Annotated in this window: 14 protein-coding genes; 10 read left to right on the forward strand and 4 right to left on the reverse strand. The window is 69.6% G+C overall.

Translation table 11 applies throughout. From position 1 onward, the window contains the following. Positions 1–98 precede the first annotated feature (98 nt). Entirely contained in the window at positions 99–626 is a 528-nt protein-coding gene (locus tag AB0B55_RS02465) for a hypothetical protein (RefSeq protein ID WP_357169689.1), read from the forward strand. Here the strand turns inward: AB0B55_RS02465 and AB0B55_RS02470 are convergent. Next, the gene (locus tag AB0B55_RS02470) at positions 623–1,363 is read right to left on the reverse strand and encodes a protein phosphatase 2C domain-containing protein (protein ID WP_357169692.1); all 741 of its coding nucleotides are present in this window, start codon (positions 1,361–1,363) and stop codon (positions 623–625) included. The two genes, AB0B55_RS02465 and AB0B55_RS02470, sit on opposite strands and share 4 nt — an antisense overlap. Continuing rightward, the gene (locus tag AB0B55_RS02475) at positions 1,360–2,166 is read right to left on the reverse strand and encodes a GntR family transcriptional regulator (RefSeq protein WP_357117946.1); all 807 of its coding nucleotides are present in this window, start codon (positions 2,164–2,166) and stop codon (positions 1,360–1,362) included. Before AB0B55_RS02475 ends, AB0B55_RS02470 begins: the two co-directional genes overlap by 4 nt. Before the next feature lie 213 nt (positions 2,167–2,379). Here AB0B55_RS02475 and AB0B55_RS02480 point away from each other — a divergent pair, with 213 nt between their 5' ends. Further along, positions 2,380–2,601 carry a hypothetical protein gene (locus AB0B55_RS02480; RefSeq protein ID WP_357117949.1) on the forward strand — a complete coding sequence of 74 codons (222 nt, stop codon included), beginning with the start codon at positions 2,380–2,382 and terminating at the stop codon, positions 2,599–2,601. A gap of 70 nt (positions 2,602–2,671) precedes the next feature. Here the strand turns inward: AB0B55_RS02480 and AB0B55_RS02485 are convergent, their stop codons facing one another. Beyond that, positions 2,672–6,133, reverse strand: coding sequence for a ThuA domain-containing protein (locus AB0B55_RS02485; RefSeq protein WP_357169695.1), 3,462 nt, complete (start codon positions 6,131–6,133; stop codon positions 2,672–2,674). Positions 6,134–6,343: 210 nt separating this feature from the next. Here AB0B55_RS02485 and AB0B55_RS02490 point away from each other — a divergent pair, with 210 nt between their 5' ends. From AB0B55_RS02490 to AB0B55_RS02525, 8 genes are all read left to right on the forward strand, one after another. Continuing rightward, positions 6,344–7,081, forward strand: a complete 738-nt coding sequence (locus tag AB0B55_RS02490) for an ABC transporter ATP-binding protein (protein WP_357169698.1) — start codon at positions 6,344–6,346, stop codon at positions 7,079–7,081. Beyond that, positions 7,078–8,418, forward strand: coding sequence for an FtsX-like permease family protein (locus AB0B55_RS02495; RefSeq protein WP_357169701.1), 1,341 nt, complete (start codon positions 7,078–7,080; stop codon positions 8,416–8,418). Before AB0B55_RS02490 ends, AB0B55_RS02495 begins: the two co-directional genes overlap by 4 nt. Further along, positions 8,415–9,632: a sensor domain-containing protein gene (locus AB0B55_RS02500; RefSeq protein ID WP_357169704.1), complete on the forward strand. Its 1,218-nt coding sequence runs from the start codon at positions 8,415–8,417 to the stop codon at positions 9,630–9,632. The genes AB0B55_RS02495 and AB0B55_RS02500 overlap by 4 nt, the downstream gene beginning before the upstream one ends. Then, entirely contained in the window at positions 9,623–10,273 is a 651-nt protein-coding gene (locus tag AB0B55_RS02505) for a response regulator transcription factor (protein ID WP_357169707.1), read from the forward strand. Before AB0B55_RS02500 ends, AB0B55_RS02505 begins: the two co-directional genes overlap by 10 nt. Positions 10,274–10,296: 23 nt before the next feature. Then, positions 10,297–11,109 carry a hypothetical protein gene (locus AB0B55_RS02510; RefSeq protein WP_357169710.1) on the forward strand — a complete coding sequence of 271 codons (813 nt, stop codon included), beginning with the start codon at positions 10,297–10,299 and terminating at the stop codon, positions 11,107–11,109. A gap of 257 nt (positions 11,110–11,366) precedes the next feature. Continuing rightward, positions 11,367–11,777 (forward strand): CU044_2847 family protein, encoded by a 411-nt coding sequence (locus tag AB0B55_RS02515; RefSeq protein ID WP_357117971.1) that lies wholly within the window; start codon positions 11,367–11,369, stop codon positions 11,775–11,777. Next, on the forward strand, positions 11,777–16,444 hold the full coding sequence (locus tag AB0B55_RS02520; protein WP_357169713.1) for a tetratricopeptide repeat protein: 4,668 nt from the start codon (positions 11,777–11,779) through the stop codon (positions 16,442–16,444). The genes AB0B55_RS02515 and AB0B55_RS02520 overlap by 1 nt, the downstream gene beginning before the upstream one ends. Before the next feature lie 58 nt (positions 16,445–16,502). Beyond that, complete coding sequence (locus tag AB0B55_RS02525) at positions 16,503–16,793, forward strand: DUF1905 domain-containing protein (RefSeq protein ID WP_357169716.1); 291 nt, start codon at positions 16,503–16,505, stop codon at positions 16,791–16,793. A gap of 60 nt (positions 16,794–16,853) precedes the next feature. On the opposite strand, the gene AB0B55_RS02530 is transcribed toward AB0B55_RS02525, so the two are convergent. Continuing rightward, on the reverse strand, positions 16,854–17,228 hold the full coding sequence (locus AB0B55_RS02530; protein WP_357169719.1) for a VOC family protein: 375 nt from the start codon (positions 17,226–17,228) through the stop codon (positions 16,854–16,856). Between the last annotated feature and the right edge of the window lie 213 nt (positions 17,229–17,441).

Consider the following 17,441-nt stretch of genomic DNA (forward strand, 5'->3'; position numbering starts at 1 on the left):
CCGACGGCTGAACCAACAATGATCCGATCCTAAGGGTGCATTTCGGACTAAAGTGGTGACGCTCGTGAAATAGCTCGACGGGGATCGGGGAACGCGGGATGAAGCCGGGCTACACCGAACGCACCTACCAGGCCCGCCGCCTGGACGTCGGTGTCGATCGACCGTTCGAGGAGTTCCGGGGGCAGTACGAGCAGGCGGTCCCGCGCTACGACGCCGCGGCGTTCGACGCCCTGGTTGCCCGCGACGCCCCCTGGGACGACGTGCTCGCCCTGATGCGCGAGCGTGCGCCCCACGACTTCCTCATCTACTGGAGCAGTGGCGAGCTGCGACCGATGATGGGCCTCGCGGGTGACGCCGGCAACGCTGTCGAGTACCTGATGGGCAACCACACCATTGCCGAGAAGATGTACCGGCACGACCCGACCGCCATGCTGTACGCGCCGTTGCGCACGATGATCGGCGATGTGCCCGACGGCGGGGTGCGGTTCGTGATCGAGCAGCCCAGTCGCACGTTCGGGTCGTTCGGCGTGGAGGCGATCCACGAGGTCGGCCTGCAGCTCGACCGCGAGGTCGCCGCCCTCCTGGCACATCTCGAGCTACCCGTGCCAGCGTCCCTGTCGAACTAGCGCGCGGGTTCGTCAGGCCGGATCGCTTCGATGACGATCACGGTGATGTTGTCGTGTCCACCCTCGTCGATCGCCAGGGCCACGAGTTGTTCGGCGATGTCCCCGGGGTCGGCGTCGGAGTCGAGCGCGGCCCGTATCCGTTCGTACGGCACGTACGAACTCAGTCCATCAGAGCACAACAGGACTCGGTCGCCGGGCTGAAGCTGGAGAGGCCTCAGGTCGGCCGACCGGCCGTCGGCCCGTCCGTCGAGGAAGCGGGCTAGCCTCCCGGGGAGGTTGGGCACCTCCTCGGCGTCGGCGACGAGGTGTTCGTAGGTGTGATCCTCGCTGATCTGCACCAGGGCGTTGTCGCGGGGGCGCTTGCGTCGGATCAGGTAGGCACGAGAGTCCCCAACGTTTGCCACGACCGCATCACTGCCGGCATGCAGCAGAGCGACGAACGTGGTGCCCATCCCGGCCAGATTCGGGTTCTCGCGGACCTTCCTTCGTAACTCGTCGCTCGCGTCGTTGATGGCCCGTCCCAAGGAGTGAGCAAGATCCTCAGGATCCACCAGGCGGTCGTACGCCTTCACGGCAGCGACGACTGTGCTACTCGCGATGTCACCGGCGACATGGCCGCCGAGGCCGTCTGCAACCACGTACAGCCACTGTCCTTGGCTGTGGGAGTCCTCGTTTCGTCTGCGGACGAGGCCCTGGTGCGTCCGGCTGGCCGCCGCGAGAGTGAGGGCCACGGTCATGACCCGCTCCTCGGCTCGCCGTCAGGCCACGGCTCCTTTGCGTTCGCGTCGCGGTGCAGGACGTGGACCGTCTCGACTCGGTCGCTCGCCACGACGTACTCGGTCACCTCGACCGGCTTCTGGTCGCCCCCGGAGGTGCCGACCCGCACGATCTCCAGTACGGGCAGGTTGGTGGGGATCTCCAGAAGAGCTGCCTCGTCTCTGCTGGGCATCCGGGCGCGGTGAATCTCCATCCAACTGATCGGCCAGTGGCCGGCCTTTTCGATGTGGTGCAGCCACTCGCCCGCCGCCGGGCTCGCGTCCAGGTTGGCCACGATGTCGGCGACGCGTGGGTGAATCCACGAGATGTTGATTTGGAACGGGGCCTCGGACGCTGGCCCGGTAACCCGGAACCGGCGCAGCACTTCGGTGCCGGGCTCCACTCCCAGAAGCTTGGCGACGCGGGGGTCGTCCAGTCGGGCCGGCAGGTTGACGGCCTTGCCGTGGCTGACCCACACCTCCTGGCTGCTTGCCGAAGGGAATGAGTATCCGGTTGCCTGCTCGTTGCGCTTGACCAGATCGCCGCGGGGTCGACGTGGACGTATCGTGCCGTATCGAACGGCGATGCCCCGCCCCTGGACGGCCCACACGTAGCCTTCGGTCTCCAGCAGGGCGATGGCCCTCCCGACTGTGTCGCGGTTGGCGTCGTACTCGGCCGCGAGATCGTTGAGGGTCGGAAGCCGGGCACCCGGTGCCCATTCTCCGGCTTCGATCCGTTCGCGGATCGTGGACGCGATGTTCAGGTAGCGCGAGTGCACCGGCACGTCAACGCCCTTCCCGGTTGTCCATAGACAAGCCTTGACTCTGGGTCAGATTGTCCCCAGACTATCCCCAGGGATTGTCCCAAGACAATTGGTCTCGATGAGGCCGAGGTTGGGTCGGCCGTCGCGACCGGCGCGCGGGGAGCCCTCAGGAGGAGGATGTCCATGACGAGAAATTGTGGCGATCCAGAAGCGTCGCCCGCGAGCAGTCCACCGATGCTGGAAAGCCCGACGGTTGTCGTGGCGGAAGTGCCGCAGGTCTTCGTTCTCATCAGGGATGAGAAGGTTGTCGGCTACCTCTTCGACCTTCCCTCGGGTGCGGTCGCCATCCTGGATGGTGCGCGGGAGATCTTCCGGTCGGACTCCCTGGACGACTTCGCCAGGTTCTTCGGCCCCTTGCTGGATCTCGACATCGCCAAGGTCAGGCAGGACCGCTAGACGTGCGGTCTCTGGCGGTCCGGGACGTGGCCGGTGGCGGGCGGGTTGACCCGCCCGCCACCGATTCCCATCAGGTGACCGTGACGGTCAGGTTGAGTGAGCGGGTCTCCCCGCCGGTGTAGGTGATCGTCACGCGGGCGGTGAAGGTGCCCTTTCGCGGATAGCTGTGACTTGTCGACCGCAGCGTCGCGCCGTGCGCCACCGCGCTGTTGTCGCCGAAGTCCCACGCGTAGTCGGTGATGCTCTGCCCGGACGGCGCGGTCGCGGTGGCGGTCAACGTGGTGGTCAACGGCGCGGCGCCGCCGGTCGGGTTGGCCGCGATCGTCAGGCTTCCGCCCGGCTCCTGCTTGACGCCGGCGCCGTTGAACCGCATCCAGTCCAGCGACATCAGGTCCGGCGTGCCGCCGACCTGCGCGGTGTTGACGAACTTCGCGTACAGGGTGGTGGTGCCGGTCGGTTTGTTGGTGAGCGTGACCGTGGGGGACACCAGGTTGTCCCATCCGCCGGTGGAGCCGATGGTGGCCGTACCGATCAGCGTGCCGGTGGGTGAACCGGTTCGCAGCTCGATGGTGCCGCCGAGTCCGCCATTGGTGACCCCGAGCGTGACCGAGCCGATGTTGCGCAGGTCCACCGACCCGTACGCCGCCCAGTCGTTGTGGTCGACGTCGCCGAGCCGCTTGCCGGCGCGGGCGGTGGTCCGGTCGTTGACGATCAGGCCGGACTGGGCGCTGAAGTGCTCGGCCTCCCTGCTCTTGGGCTGCAACTGGATCCGGGTCGAGCCGGTCAGCGCCGGCACGCCGGCCGCGCCACCGTCGGTGTACTGCGCGGTGATCAGGGTGTAGAGGTTCTGTCCCGGCCCGTGCCCGTCACCGGCGTCCGCCTCGGTGGCCAGCAGCCCGGAGCAGCCGGTGTAGACGTCCAGTGGGTGGGCGTGCGTGTCGTGCCCGAGCTGCGTCTGGACGGTCACCTTCGCGCAGTCGATGGTGGTGTCCTCCGGGTCGGTGACCGTCACCGTGTACGGGATCTTGTCGCCGAAGTCGAAGAAGCCGCCATCGGGCACGGTGATGGTGACCGTCGGCCGGGTGTTGCCGACCACCACGTCGGTGACGGCGGTGGCGGTCAGACCGTTGCCGCTGTTGCGGACGGTCAGCCGGGCGGTGAACTTCCCGGCAGCCGAGTAGGTGAAGCTCGGGTTGGCGGCGGTGGAGTCGGTGGTGCCGTCGTTGGTGAAGTCCCAGGCGTAGCTGAGGGCGGTGCCGTCGCCGGCCGTCGCGCCGGCCGAGGAGAGGCCGACGGTCAGCGGCGTACGCCCGGTGTCCGGACTGGCGGTGATCTTCGCGGTCGGTGGTCGGCCGTTCGCCACGTAGTCGATCCGGTAGATGCCCGCGCCGGCGTTGCTGCCGCCGCGACCGCTGCCGGTGCCCTCGCCGAAGTCGATGACGTAGAGCGAGCCGTCCCGGCCGAACTCCGCCTCGAAGGGCTGGATCCAGCTCATGTTCTCGAAGATCCCGTTGATCGACTGGAGGTCACCGACGGCCGTGGGGGCGAAACGTGAGTTGCTGAAGGTCTGCGCCGTCCGGTGGATCGAGAGCGTCTTGAACCACCTGCGGGTGAACTCGTACGTGATCCACTTGCCGTCGAAGTACTCCGGGAACTTGGTGGTACGGGTGTTCGCCGGGTCGAAGTCGTAGACCGGCCCGCTCATCGGGCCGCCACCGCCGGTGCCCACCTCGGGGAACTGGGCGGAGGCGGAGTACGCGTACCAGACCAGCGCCGGCTTCGCCGCCGGCAGGGTGGTCAGGCCGGTGTTGTTGGGGGAGTTGTTCACCGGCGCGGCGCAGGTGAACTTCGCCCCGGAGGTGCTGGTGGCGAAGTTGTAGTCGTTGAACGGGATGTTGTTGCCCACGCAGTACGGCCAGCCGAAGTTGCCGGCGGCGGTGATGCGGTTGAACTCGACGGTCCCCTCCGGTCCACGGTTCGCGTCCGCGGCGCGGGCGTCCGGGCCGTAGTCACCGACGAGCACCGCGTTCGTTCCCGGCTCGATGGTGATCCGGAACGGGTTGCGCATGCCCATCGCGTAAATCTCCGGTCGGGTCCGCGCGGTGCCGGCGGGGAAGAGGTTGCCGCTGGGCACGGTGTACGTACCGTCGGCCTGCGGGGTGATCCGCAGGATCTTGCCGCGCAGGTCGTTGGTGTTGCCGGCGGTGCCCTGGGCGTCCCAGGCGGCCCGCCCGGACTGCTCGTCGATCGGGGTGTAACCGCTGGACGCGAAGGGGTCGGTGTTGTCGCCGATCGCGGCGTACAGGCGACCGGCCGCGTCCATGGCCAGCGATCCGCCCATGTGCGAGTTGGCCCGACCCACGCCCCGGTACGTTGGGACGGTCAGCAGCCGCTTCTCCGAGGAGAGCGCGACGCTGTTGTTCGCCACCGTGAACCGGGACAGGTTGAGCTGTTTGAGGGTCTTGTCCGACCAGAGCAGGTAGACCCAGCCGTTGCTGGCGAAGTCGCGGTCCAGGGTCATCCCGAGCAGGCCGTCGGACTGGTCGGTCATCGCCGAGGTGTACGCGAGGTCGAGCAGCGTGGTGACCTGGAGCGTGTCCGAGTCGACCACCTTGAGCGCGCCGGTGCGCTGGATGTAGTAGACCCTGCGGTCGGGAGCGACGGCCAGCTCGAACGGGTCGGCCAGGTTCTCGGTGACCAGCCCGACGCGTTCGAACGTGCCGGTCCTGCTGGCCGAGCAGTCGCCGGCGACCGCGCCCGCGGCCCACTCGATGCCGTAGCGCAGGTGCTCCAGGAACGTGGCGCTGCTGAACTGGGAGCTGGCGTGCCCACCGGCGGTGAACCAGGACCGGCCGCCGTCGTAGCGCTGACACCAGGAGTACGCGTGGTCGACGCCCTCGTCCAGGCCGCTGATCCCGTCACGCACCTTGATCTGCGCGAGGGTGTGCACGTTGCCGGTCGGGTTCGTCCGCCAGTTGTACCACTCCTCGCTCTGCTCCCACAGCTCCGGCAGGTTGCGGGTGGAGGGGTGGGCGCGGTCGAGGACCTTCACCCGCCCGGGGTACGTGCCGCCGGTGGCCGAGAAGTCCGGGTGGTAGTCGAAGATGGTGCCGACCAGACCCTCGTACCAGGACCAGTCGCGTTCGCTGGCCGACGCGGCGTGCAGGCCGGCCCAGCCGCCGCCGTTGCGGATGAACGTCTGCAACGCCGCGCGCTGGCTGCCGTTGAGCAGGTCGCCCGAGGCGGGGGTGGAGTTGGTGTTGTTGAAGACCAGGGCGTCGAAGGTGGCGAGGTTGGCGTCGGTGAAGGCGCCCGCGTCGGTGGTGGCGACGACCTCGAAGTTGTGGGTGGCGCCGAGCTGCTGGATCGCGGCCACGCCGGCCGGGATCGAGTCGTGGTAGAAGTTGGTGATCTTCGAGAAGACCAGCACCCGGAAGCGCGGGGCGGCCTCGGCGGGCAGGGCGGTGGTGGTGCTCAGGACGGTGGCGACGGTGAGCAGGGCGAGGCAGATCGCGCGCAGGTGTTTGGGCATGGGGGCGCTCCCTGTCGGACGGTGAGGGTCGGAAAGCGCTTTCTCGATGCCCGCATCACGGTACTGACAGCCAGTTATGAGCGTCAATAGACACGAGGTAAGCGGTTTCCTGGCGGGCTGCCGCAGCGCGACGCGGGTACGGATAACCGCACCAGGATCGTTCGGGTCGCCCGGATGTCCGGATCGCCGTCGGCGTCGAGGGTGGAACACATGGACAACGTGGTGGAACTCGACGGCGTGACCCGCACCTACGGCTCGCGCAGACGGCCGCTCGCCGCCCTTCGCGGCATCTCGCTCGTGGTGCCGGCCGGCACGTTCGTGGCGGTGATGGGAGCCACCGGCTCGGGCAAGAGCACCCTGCTGCAGTGCGCGGCGGGGTTGGACCGGCCGACGTCGGGGCGGGTCCGCCTGGTCGGCCGGGACGTCACCCGAATGCGCGAAGGCGCGCTGACCCGGTTGCGTCGCGATCGGGTGGGTTTCGTCTTCCAGTCGTACAACCTGCTGTCGGAGCTGACGGTGCGGCAGAACGTGCTGCTGCCCCGGCGGCTGGGTGGACCGCGTCTGCGCCCACTCGACGAGGTGCTGGCCGAGGTGGGTCTGTCCGGGTTGGCCGGTCGGCCGGTCGGCGAGTTGTCCGGCGGCCAACGCCAACGGGTCGCCATCGCCCGCGCGCTGGCCAGTCGTCCCGCCGTCGTGTTCGCGGACGAGCCGACCGGGGCGCTGGATCCGGCGACCGGTGAGCAGATGCTGCGCTTGCTGCGTGACGGGGTGGACCGGGCCGGTGTGACGGTGGTGATGGTCACCCACGATCCGATGGCGGCGGCCTGGAGCGACCGACTCGTCCTGCTGCGCGACGGCGAGGTGGTGGCGGACGGCCCGACACCCGATGCGGCACACATCGGGGAGCGGCTGCGTGCCACCACGGGTGACCCGGCGGTGGCCCGGTGAGCGCGGGACTGACCCGGCAGGCGCTGCGCAAGCAGCCGTGGGCCTTCGCCGGTCCGTTCGTCACGCAGTGCCTGGCCGCCGCGCTGGTGTCCGGAGCGCTGGGCGCCAGCTCCTCGATGTCCGGCGCGCGGTTGGACCCGGCCGCCCGGCAGGTGCTGACCGAGAGCTCGATCCCCGAGATGGCCACGCTGTTCGTGGTGGTGTCCGTGTACCTGACCGCGTTGATCGTCGGACTGACCATGACGTCGTCGATCGCCCGCCAGGCGCGGGACATCGCGCTGGCGCGAGCGGTGGGTGCCACTCCCGGCCGGGTGCGCCGCGCGGTGGCGGCCCAGGCCGCCGTGGTGGCGGTGCCGGCGACCGCGCTCGGCGTACCGCTCGGTGCCCTGCTCGCCCACGCCTGGCTGGCGGGGCTCACCGGACACCAGGCGATCCCGCCCGGCGTGACGTTCCACCCGTCGCCTGCGGCACTGCCCGCGGCGCTGGGCATCACCGTCGGGGCGTCGGTGGTTGGCGCGCTGACCGCCGCGATGCGACCAGCACGGGTACGCCCCGCCGCCGCGCTGACCGAGACGGCCGTCCCGCGGCGTCGGATCAGCCTGCTGCGTACCGCGATCGGGGTGGTCCTCCTGGCCGGCGGCGTCGTGCTGTCGATCCTGATCGCGAAGGGCGACCCGGCCAAGGCCGGTGAGTCGAGTCTCTTCACCATGCTGGCGATGTGCGTGGGAGCCGGCTTCCTCGGCCCGGTCCTGCTGCGGTTGGCCGCTCCGCTGACGCGACTGTTCGGGGGTACCGGGGCGCTGGCGGCGGACAACCTCGCGGTGCGCGCCACGGCGCTGTCCGGCGCGCTGGTGCCACTGGTCCTGGCGATCGCGTTCGCCACGGTGAAGGTGGTCACGCACACCACGTCCGCGCGTGTGCACGGCGCTCCCGACCCGGCGGCGCAGGTGTGGACGGAGTATTCCGGCACCGCCGTCTACGTCGCCTTCGCCGCCGTCGCCGCGGTGAACACGCTGGTGACCGTACTCCTGTCCCGACGCCGGGAGCTTGCGGTGACCCGGCTGGTCGGCGCGAGCAGGATGCGCGCGCTGGCCGTGGTCGTCTGCGAAGCCCTGCTGGTGACGGTGACCGCCCTGGTGGTCGGTACCGTGGTCGCGATGGTCACCATGGTGCCGATGCTGCACGGCATGCTGGGCACGTGGATGCCCTACCTGCCACCCGGGCAACTGGCCGGCGGCCTGGCCGTGGTGCTCGGCCTGGTGCTGCTGGGCACCGTCGTGCCGGCGCTGGTCGCGATGCGCCGCCCGGCGGTGGAGTCGCTGGCGGTGGACCCGTGAGGTCCGTCGTCGGCGTGGTCCTGCGTGCTCCGACGACCGCCCGTACCTGGCGTGAGGTCGGATACACGGTCACCGGCACCGTGCTGGCCGTGCCGACGTTCGCGATAGCGCTGCTGGGGCTGGTGTTCTCCGCGCTGTCGCTGCTGACGATCGGGCTACCACTGCTGACCGGTGTGCTGCTGCTCGCGCGGCTGACCGTTCGGTACTTCCGGGGGCCGGCCCGGCTGTTCCTCGGCTGGAGCTGGCCGAACCCGCCGCCCGTGGGCCGCCGGGGGACGGGCCCGGTGCGCTGGGCTCGCGCGGTGTTGACGGACGCCAGCGGCTGGAAGGCCCTCGCGTACTGCTTCGCCCGGCTGCCGCTGATGGCCGCGGGGGCGTACCTCGGCGGGGCCCTCGTCGTCGGAGGTCTGGTGGGCGTCACCTACCCCGTGTGGGTGCACCGCTTTCCGCAAGACCCGCCGTGGGGCGGCTCCTGGGCACTGGCCGCGCAGGGGTTGACCGCGCTGCTGGTGTTCCCGTGGTACTTCCGACTCATCGTGTCGCTGGACCGGTGGCTGGTGCGGGCACTGCTGGAGCCGGGACCCGAGCGGGTCCGGATAGCGGCTCTGGAGGCCAGCCGGGCCGCGCTGCGGGGGGACGCGGCCGCGCTGCTGCGGCGGGTGGAACGGGATCTGCACGACGGTACGCAGGCCCGGCTGGTCGCGCTCGGCGTGGGTCTGTCGCGTATCGAGGGGCGAGCCGGTGAGCCGGAGCTGAAGGCGATGGTGGCCCAGGCCCGGGGCGCGATGGTGGAGACCCTGACCGAGCTGCGGGACATCGTGCGGGGCATCCACCCGCCCGCGCTCGACACCGGCCTGAGCACCGCGATCGAGACCCTGGCCGCGCGCAGCGCGGTGCCCGTCGAGGTACACGTGGACCTGCCTGAGCGCCCGACACCCGACCTGGAATCGGCGCTGTACTTCAGCGCCGCCGAACTCCTCACCAACGTGGCGAAGCACGCCGGGGCCAGCCGGATCCGGCTGGACCTTCGCGCGCAGAATGGCGTCCTGCGCCTGACCGTCAGCGACGATGGGCGCGGCGGGGCGCGATCCGGGGGCAGGGGTACGGGTCTGGCGGGGCTGATCCGACGAGCTGAATCGCTGGACGGCGCGCTCTGGCTGGACAGTCCGCCCGGGGGACCGACGACCATCACCGTGGAGCTGCCGTGCGCGTAGTGATCGCCGAGGACAACCCGTTGCTGCGCGACGGGATCACGTTGCTGCTGACCGATCACGGGATCACCGTCGTGTCGGCGGTGGACAACGGTGACGACCTGCGCGCGGCGGTCGACGAACACCGACCGGACGCGGCGGTGGTCGACGTACGGATGCCACCGACCTTCACCGACGAAGGCCTGCGGGTGGCGTTGGCCATCCGGGCGGCCCACCCGGACACCGGCGTGCTGGTCTTCTCGCAGTGGGTGGAGACCCGGTACGCGCGGCAACTGATCGCCGAGCACCCCGGTCGGGTCGGTTACCTGCTGAAGGACCGGATCGTCAGCACCGAGGACTTCGTCGACGCGCTGCGCCGGGTGGCCGCCGGCGGGACGGCGCTGGATCCGGAGGTGGTGCGCCAGTTGTTGGCGGCGCCGTCGGTGGACGCGGGCGTCGCCCGGCTCAGCGAGCGGGAGCGCGAGGTCCTGGGGATGCTGGCCGAGGGCCGGTCCAACCTCGCCATCTGCGAGTCGCTCCACCTCGCCCCGCGCAGCGTGGAGAAGCACGTGACGGCCATCTTCACCAAACTCGACCTACCCCAGGCGCGAACCGACCACCGGCGAGTTCTCGCCGTACTGCGCTATCTGAACGCGGCACGCTGATCTCTCGTGGCAAGGAGCGGCCCATGCACGTCAGTCTCGCGACGAGCGCCGGTAGGGCCGGCCGGCCGAACGAGGACTTCGTGGGGGCGGTGCCCGGCGCCCTCGTACTGCTGGACGGCGCCGGCATTCCAGGGGCCGAGGCGTTCTGCGCGCACGGGGTCGCCTGGTACACCCATCGTCTCGGCGGCACGCTGCTCGGCGGTCTGTCGCGGGCCGACGGGCGGGGCCTCGCGGCCATCCTCGCCGACGCCATCGCTGAGACGGCCGCCGCGCATCGCGCCACCTGCGATATCACCGATCCCAGCAGCCCGCAGGCGACCGTTCTGATGGCCCGCGTCCACCGGGGACGGCTGGATTATCTCCTGCTCGCTGACTCGTACCTCATGCTCGATGAGGTCGGCGGCGGCGTGCGGGTGGTCACCGACGAGCGCGAGGTGGCCGCCCGGCGGGAATGCTCGGCGCCCCTGGCCGGTGTCACACCCGGAACCCCGGAGTACGACCACATCCGCGCCTCCTGCGCCCTGGCACTGCGCGCTCGTCGGAACCGGCCGGGCGGTTACTGGATCGCCAAGGACGATCCGCGGGCGGCGTGGGAGGCGGTGACCGGGAGCGTCGCCCTCGACGAGTTGCACGGCATCGCGGTGCTCAGCAACGGTGCCAGCCGGATCGTCACCCCGTACGGTCTGACCGACTGGCCGGGGGTGCGGGAACTACTTGCCGCCGACGGGCCGTCCGGCGTCATCCGGCGTATCCGTGCGTTCGAGGCGCGGATGAGCGGCGACCCCGAAGCCCTGGTTCCGGACGATGCCACTGTGGCCTCCTGCGGATTGCGATGAGAGCGCGTAAGGCCTTCTCCTGAGCGTGATCTGTCCAATTCTTCGGAACTGTTGTCAGCCCATCTTGTTGCGTACCGAAACTGTTGTCGGATCCCTGACTTCGCCCGTTCGTTTGGGGCATTTCGGTGCTGTGGCCCTGGCGGGTGGCACTTCGTTTGTGCTTTATTTTGACCCCTGCCGGGCCTTGCTCGATCTTGTCTGGTGTCTCCACTTGATGGTCGGACGGTTTCTACCATTTCTCGGCGAAGGAGTCTTCCGTGGCGCAGACGGTTCCTGTGCGGGTGGGTGCGGTCGAGGTGCTGGTCGAGGTCGTGCCTGCGGCTGGTTCTCAGCAGACGTCGACACCGGGACGCGTCGATCGGGCGGTGGACTACGCGGCAGGCGCGTTCGAGCGGGCGCAGTCGGCGGTGGAGGAGATCGCCGTGTCGACGGCGCGCACGGTCGGCCGGGTTACGCGCCGGGTCGGTAGCCCGGAGTCGGTCGAGGTCGAGTTCGGTCTGAAGGTGTCGGCCAAGGGTGACGTGATCGTTGCGGGCGCCGCGGGTGAGGCATCGCTGAAGGTGAAGATCACCTATGGCGCGAGTGCCGACCCTGTGCATCGCGGGCCAGGCGAAGCGGCCCCGGACGACGCGGACACCGAAACTGAGGCGCCGCAGGACGGCGCATAATGACGGCGCGGGTGGCCGGCTACGACTTTCTCGGCTGGGTTGCTGCTGATGGCGCGTCGCCTGCCGGCACCTGTTTCCAGGTCGAGGGGGGTGTGCTGGTCACAGCCCACCACGTTCTCGTGGATATCGGCGCGGCGGCGGTGGGATCCATGGTGCGGGTCGGGCCCGTCGGCGTCGGTGCGGGATGGGACGCGACGGTCGAACGCTTCGACGAGGTGCACGATCTGGCGGTCCTGCGCGCCGAGCGGCCGCTTCCGGGGTCGGCGTCGCACCTCGTTGTCTCGGACGGGGTGCGGGACAACGAGGCGGTGACGACGGCCGGCTACCCGACGGTCGAGGACGACGGGCACGAGTACGAGCTGCTGACCGCGGGAGGCCACTGGCGCGGGCCGGCGCTGCGGGACGGCGTGTTGTGGTCACGTCTACAGGCGGACGCGGTGATGCCCGGCATGAGTGGTGCGCCGGTGCTGCGGGCGTCCGACCGGGCGGTGATCGGCGTGGTTTCCGGCCGCTACAACTCGCAGGACGGCTGGCTGGCCGGTGCCGTGTGGGTGTCGCGGGTGGAAGACCTGTCCGCGCTGCTGGAAGGGGTGGCGTCGGTCGTCGTCGAGGAGACGACGCCGGCCAATGGTCTGCTGGACCTGGTGCTGACGGTGTCGCAGTCAGAGGTGCGCCTGTCGGGGTGTGGCCAGGACGTGACCGCGGAGCATCGTGGTGTCTCAGCTGGCCTGGCCAACGCGTTGCACGACGTACGCCGGGAACGCGCTCGGCTACGTGCAGTGGTACGTGACCTTGCGACCGGTGGCCAGGCCGCCGGCGTGGTGTCGTTGCGGCGCGCCGGCGAGCTGATGGCGGAATCATTTCTGCCGGTCGCGGTGGCGCAGGCGCTTGCCCGGGTGATCCGCCGTGCCCAGCGGGAGCACGTGCCGGTGCGGGTGGGGGTGCAGGCGCCGGACTGGTGGTGGCTGCCGTGGGAGGCATTGCCGGAGCCGGTGACCGGCCGTCCGGTGGTGCTGCACGAGCTGGTGTCGGTGTATCGGAGGGTGGATGCGGCCGGCTCCCGATCGGCTGCGGCGCCGGGGCCGTTGCGGATCGTGGTGGCGATCGCCTCGCCGGAGGCCGGCAGTGGTCCGCTGCTGGATTACGAGCGGGAGTTGGGCAGTGTCCTGGACGCGGTGCACGGTGCGCACCGCAGCCGGGCGGTGGTGCGGATCGTGCCGTTCGCCACGACGGCGGCCATCCGTGCGGTCCTCGCCGAGGACACCACGCATGTGCTGCACCTGTCCGCGCACGGTGCGCCGGGCGTCCTGCACCTGGAGGACGAGCAGGGGCGTCCGCGGTCGGTGGACCCGGAAACCCTGATAGCGGAGGCGATCCCGGAGGGCCGGATGCCGCGGGTGATCTCACTGGCGGCCTGCTACACCGATGTCGACGGCGAGGACGGCGCGGGGTCGTTCGCCGCCAGGCTGGCCCGGCGGGGCGCGGGCGCGGTGATCGCGACGCAGACCTCGGTCACCGACGTGTACGCCACGAGGCTGTTCGCCGCCGTGTACGCCGAGCTGGCGGCATCGGCGCGGCCGGATGTGGTCGCGGCGGTGGCGCAGGCCCGTCGGCGCGTGCAACGAGACCTGGCCACCGGTCCGGACCCGTTGACCCAGGCGGTCGGGGGCATGGACGAGTGGAGCGTGGTCAGCGTGCTGGCCGCCACACCCTCGGTGGCCGTCGCGGACGGCACCGCACCAGCCGAATCTCGCGCGGAGATCGTGCCGGACCTGGGCGGCCTCCTCGCCCGGCCCGTCGGGCAGTTCGTCGGTCGCCGACCCGCCCAGCGCGTTCTGCCCGGCCTCCTCAGTGACGGCACCGGTACGGCTGTGCTGCTGCACGGCATCGGTGGGGTCGGGAAGACCACCCTGGCCGCCGAGGTGGTGCGCCGCCTGCTTGACACCTCGCCGGACTGGCGTCTGGTCACCGTGACCGGGCCGGTCACCGTCGACGGACTGTTGACCGCGCTCGCCGACGCGGCTCGCCGGGAACTGGTGCTGCGGACACAGTTCAGCGGCCCGCCGATGGTCGCGGTGCAGACGGCCGGTCGGGTCGACCTGCCCTGGTCGGACCGGTTCGCGCTGCTGCGCGACCAGGTTCTGGCCGGGGTGAGGATCCTGGTGGTGTTGGACAACTTCGAGGACAACCTGATCCGTGACAGCGGCATCGACGGCGGCTGGTCAGTCGGGGATTCCGGGCTGGCGGGACTGCTGGCCGCATGGCTGACCAGCCCCGGCCGGAGCCGGCTGCTGATCACCAGCCGTTACCGGTTCGGGCTACCCGTTCCGGCCGCCGAACGGCTGCATCACTACCAGGTGCCGCCGTTGAGCCTGGCCGAGACCCGAAAGCTGCTGTGGTCGCTGCCCCGACTGGACCGGCACGCCGCCGATATCGACGCGGTGCAGCGCATCTGGCAGACCGTCGGTGGGCATCCTCGGGCCTTGGAGTACCTCGACGCGCTGCTGCCCGGCAATGGCGGCGACCCGGCCGGACGGGGCCGCTTCGCCGACATCACCCGACGCCTCCACCACGCCGTCGAAACACGGCTCGGTACTGCCGGCACGGCCGCCTGGCTGGCCCAACAGCGCACTTTGGACGCAGCGCTGGCTGACACGGTCACGCTGGCCGCCGACGATGTCCTGCTGACCGAGCACCTGACCCGCCTCGGCGCCATCGAGGGCGCGGTCCGGCTGCTGGCCGGGATCAGCGTCTACCGCGAACCCGTCGACGTCAACGGGCTGCTCTTCCAGGTCGGCGTCGCGAAGCCGGATGCCGAACAGCAGCCCGGCGACATGGCGGAGGCGGCCGCGGAGATCACGGACCTGCTGTCGCGTTATGCACTCGATCTCAACGGGCTGGCGGAGGCAATCGGGCAGGACAGCCCGCTGACCCCGGTAGACACCGAACGTCTCGTCCGGCTTCTTGAGCAGGCACGCCGACCGCCTCAGCCCCCGTTCACCGCACCACCGGGGATGGCCGGGCTGGCCCAGAAACTCGCCACTACCAGTCTGATAGCGATCGTCGATGACGGCCGGATCGTGATGCACCGCTGGACCGCCGCCGAGCTGCATCGCCACTGGAACAGCGACCAAGGTCCGCACCACCGCCCCGGGCTGGTCACCGCCGCCCACCGGGCCGCCGCGACATACTGGCAGTGGCGCGTGGGGAGATGGCCGCAAGATCGGCTCGACGACCTCCACGATCTCGGCGAGAGCCGGCACCACCTGCTGGCCGCCGGCGATCTGGAAACCGCCGGCACCATCACCGAGCACATCTGCAGCCAACTCGACGAGTGGGGGGCCTGGGACCGAGAGGCCAGCCTCATCCACGACACCCTGCGCTGGCTTCCTGAAAATTCACCCCGTCGGCCGGCCTGGTACCAGCAGCTCGGCATCCTCGCCCAGCTTCGCGGCGACTACGCCGAGGCGGAGCGTCGTTACCAGCAGTCCCTGGCCATTGAGGAGGCGCTGGGGAATCAGGCCGGCATGGCCAGCAGCTATCACCAGATGGGCATCCTCGCTCAGTATCGGGGTGACTATGCCGAGGCGGAGCGTCGTTACCAGCAGTCCCTGGCCATCGAGGAGGAGCTGGGAAACCAGTCCGGCGTGGCCGCCAGCTACGGTCAGCTCGGAACCCTCGCCCAGCTTCGGGGTGACTACGGTGAGGCCGAACGCCGTTACCAGCAGTCTCTGGCGATCAGCGAGGGGCTGGGCAACCGGTCCGGCATGGCTGCCAATTACCACCAGCTGGGTATCCTCGCGCAGGGGCGGGGTGACTACGGCGAGGCGGAGCGTCGTTACCAGCAGTCCCTGGCGATCAAGGAGGAGCTGGGGAATCGGTCTGGCATGGCTACCGGTTACCACCAGCTCGGCATCCTCGCTCAGTATCGGGGTGACTATGCCGAGGCGGAGCGTCGTTACCAGCAGTCCCTGACCATCGAGGAGGAGCTGGGAAACCAGGCCGGCATGGCCGCCAGCTACGGTCAGCTCGGAACCCTCGCCCAGCTTCGGGGTGACTACGGTGAGGCCGAACGCCGTCACCAGCAGTCTCTGGCGATCAACGAAGGGCTGGGCAACCAGTCCGGCATGGCTATCAACTACCACCATCTGGGCATCCTCGCGCAGGAGCGGGGTGACTACGGCGAGGCTGAACACCGTTACCAGCAGTCCCTGGCGATCAAAGAGGAGCTGGGGAATCAGTCTGGTATGGCTGCCAGTTATCACCAGATGGGCGTACTCGCTCAGCTTCGGGGTGACTACCGTGAGGCCGAACGCCGTTACCAGCAGTCTCGGGCGATCAACGAAGGGCTGAGCAACCAGGCCGATATGGCCACCTCAATCAGCCAGCTCGGGACTCTGCGTACCGAAATGGGGGAATTTGGCGAGGCGGTGACCTTCCACTGCCAGGCCCTCGCGATACGGCTCGGGATCGGCGTTCCCCAAGCCGGCTTCAATTTCGCCCGGCTCCGTGAGCTCCGCAGGATGCTCGGCGAGCACGATTTTCGCGGCGCCGTCATCGCTGCCCTCGACGAACAATCGGTGCGGACGCTGATCGCACTACTGGACCAGGCGGAAGGTCCAGAGCAGGAAGACGGCACAGGGCGGTCCGTCGTTGGCGAGGAGTAGGGGCACGCCGTCTTGCCGTGCCCCTACGGCAACGGGTTCGGCGTGATCTGATGCCGTGGTGGAGTACGAGTTCGAGGATGCCGTGTGGGAGTGGCGCGGGCCATCGCCGTACCACTTCGTAACGATTCCACCCGAGTGCGTCGACATGGTGCGTCAGGTGGCATCCGCCGTCACCTACGGCTGGGGCATGATCCCGGTCGAGGTCCAGCTTGGGCGAAGCCGGTGGCGCACCTCGCTGTTCCCGAGGGACGGGGGCTACGTCCTTCCGCTGCGGGACTCGGTGCGCAACAAGGAGGGCATTGCCCTCGACGACGTCGTGCACATCCACCTCGCTGTCCGGCCGCGGTAGGGCGGCTCGCCCACCCGCCCTGGTCGGACGCTGAGCCACAGCGTCCGACCAGGAGGGCTGCTAGAGGTACGGGCGCGTGATGAGTTCGATCGCGTGTCCTGCCGGGTCCTTGAAGTAGACCCCTCGGCCGCCGTGCTCGGTGTTCGCTTCACCTGGCCGCTTCATCTGCGGGTCGGCCCAGTACGTGACGCCTCGTTCCTGGATGTACGCCAGGCTACGCGCGAAGAGCTCGTCGTCGACGAGGAACGCGTAGTGCTGCATCTGGATGTCCACCGGCGGCTCGGCGAACTGGAGCAGCACCCCCTCGTCCAGCAGTACATTGACGAACGGCCCCCACGAGGGCGCCTCCGGGAGTCCGAACAGTTCCCGGTAGAAGGCCGCCGACGCGTGCTTGTCCGTCGAGGCGATGATGGTGTGGTTGAACGTGACCGTCACGAGTACCCGTCTTTCGGTCGATCCGAAGACCCGACCGGAAGCACACGGCGTCCAGCAGCCGTACTGATTTGACAGACCCCGGAGGCGAGAACGCCCCGGACCCATGCGGGAGACGCGTACGCGTCGATCTCGGCATGGCGGCTGAAGTAGCCAGAACCTCCGGGGGTAGGCCCATCTGGGGCGCATCAAGAGGCTAACACGATGCCTTCTCAC

This window comes from Micromonospora sp. NPDC049107 (genome assembly GCF_040648595.1).
GTDB lineage: Bacteria > Actinomycetota > Actinomycetes > Mycobacteriales > Micromonosporaceae > Micromonospora.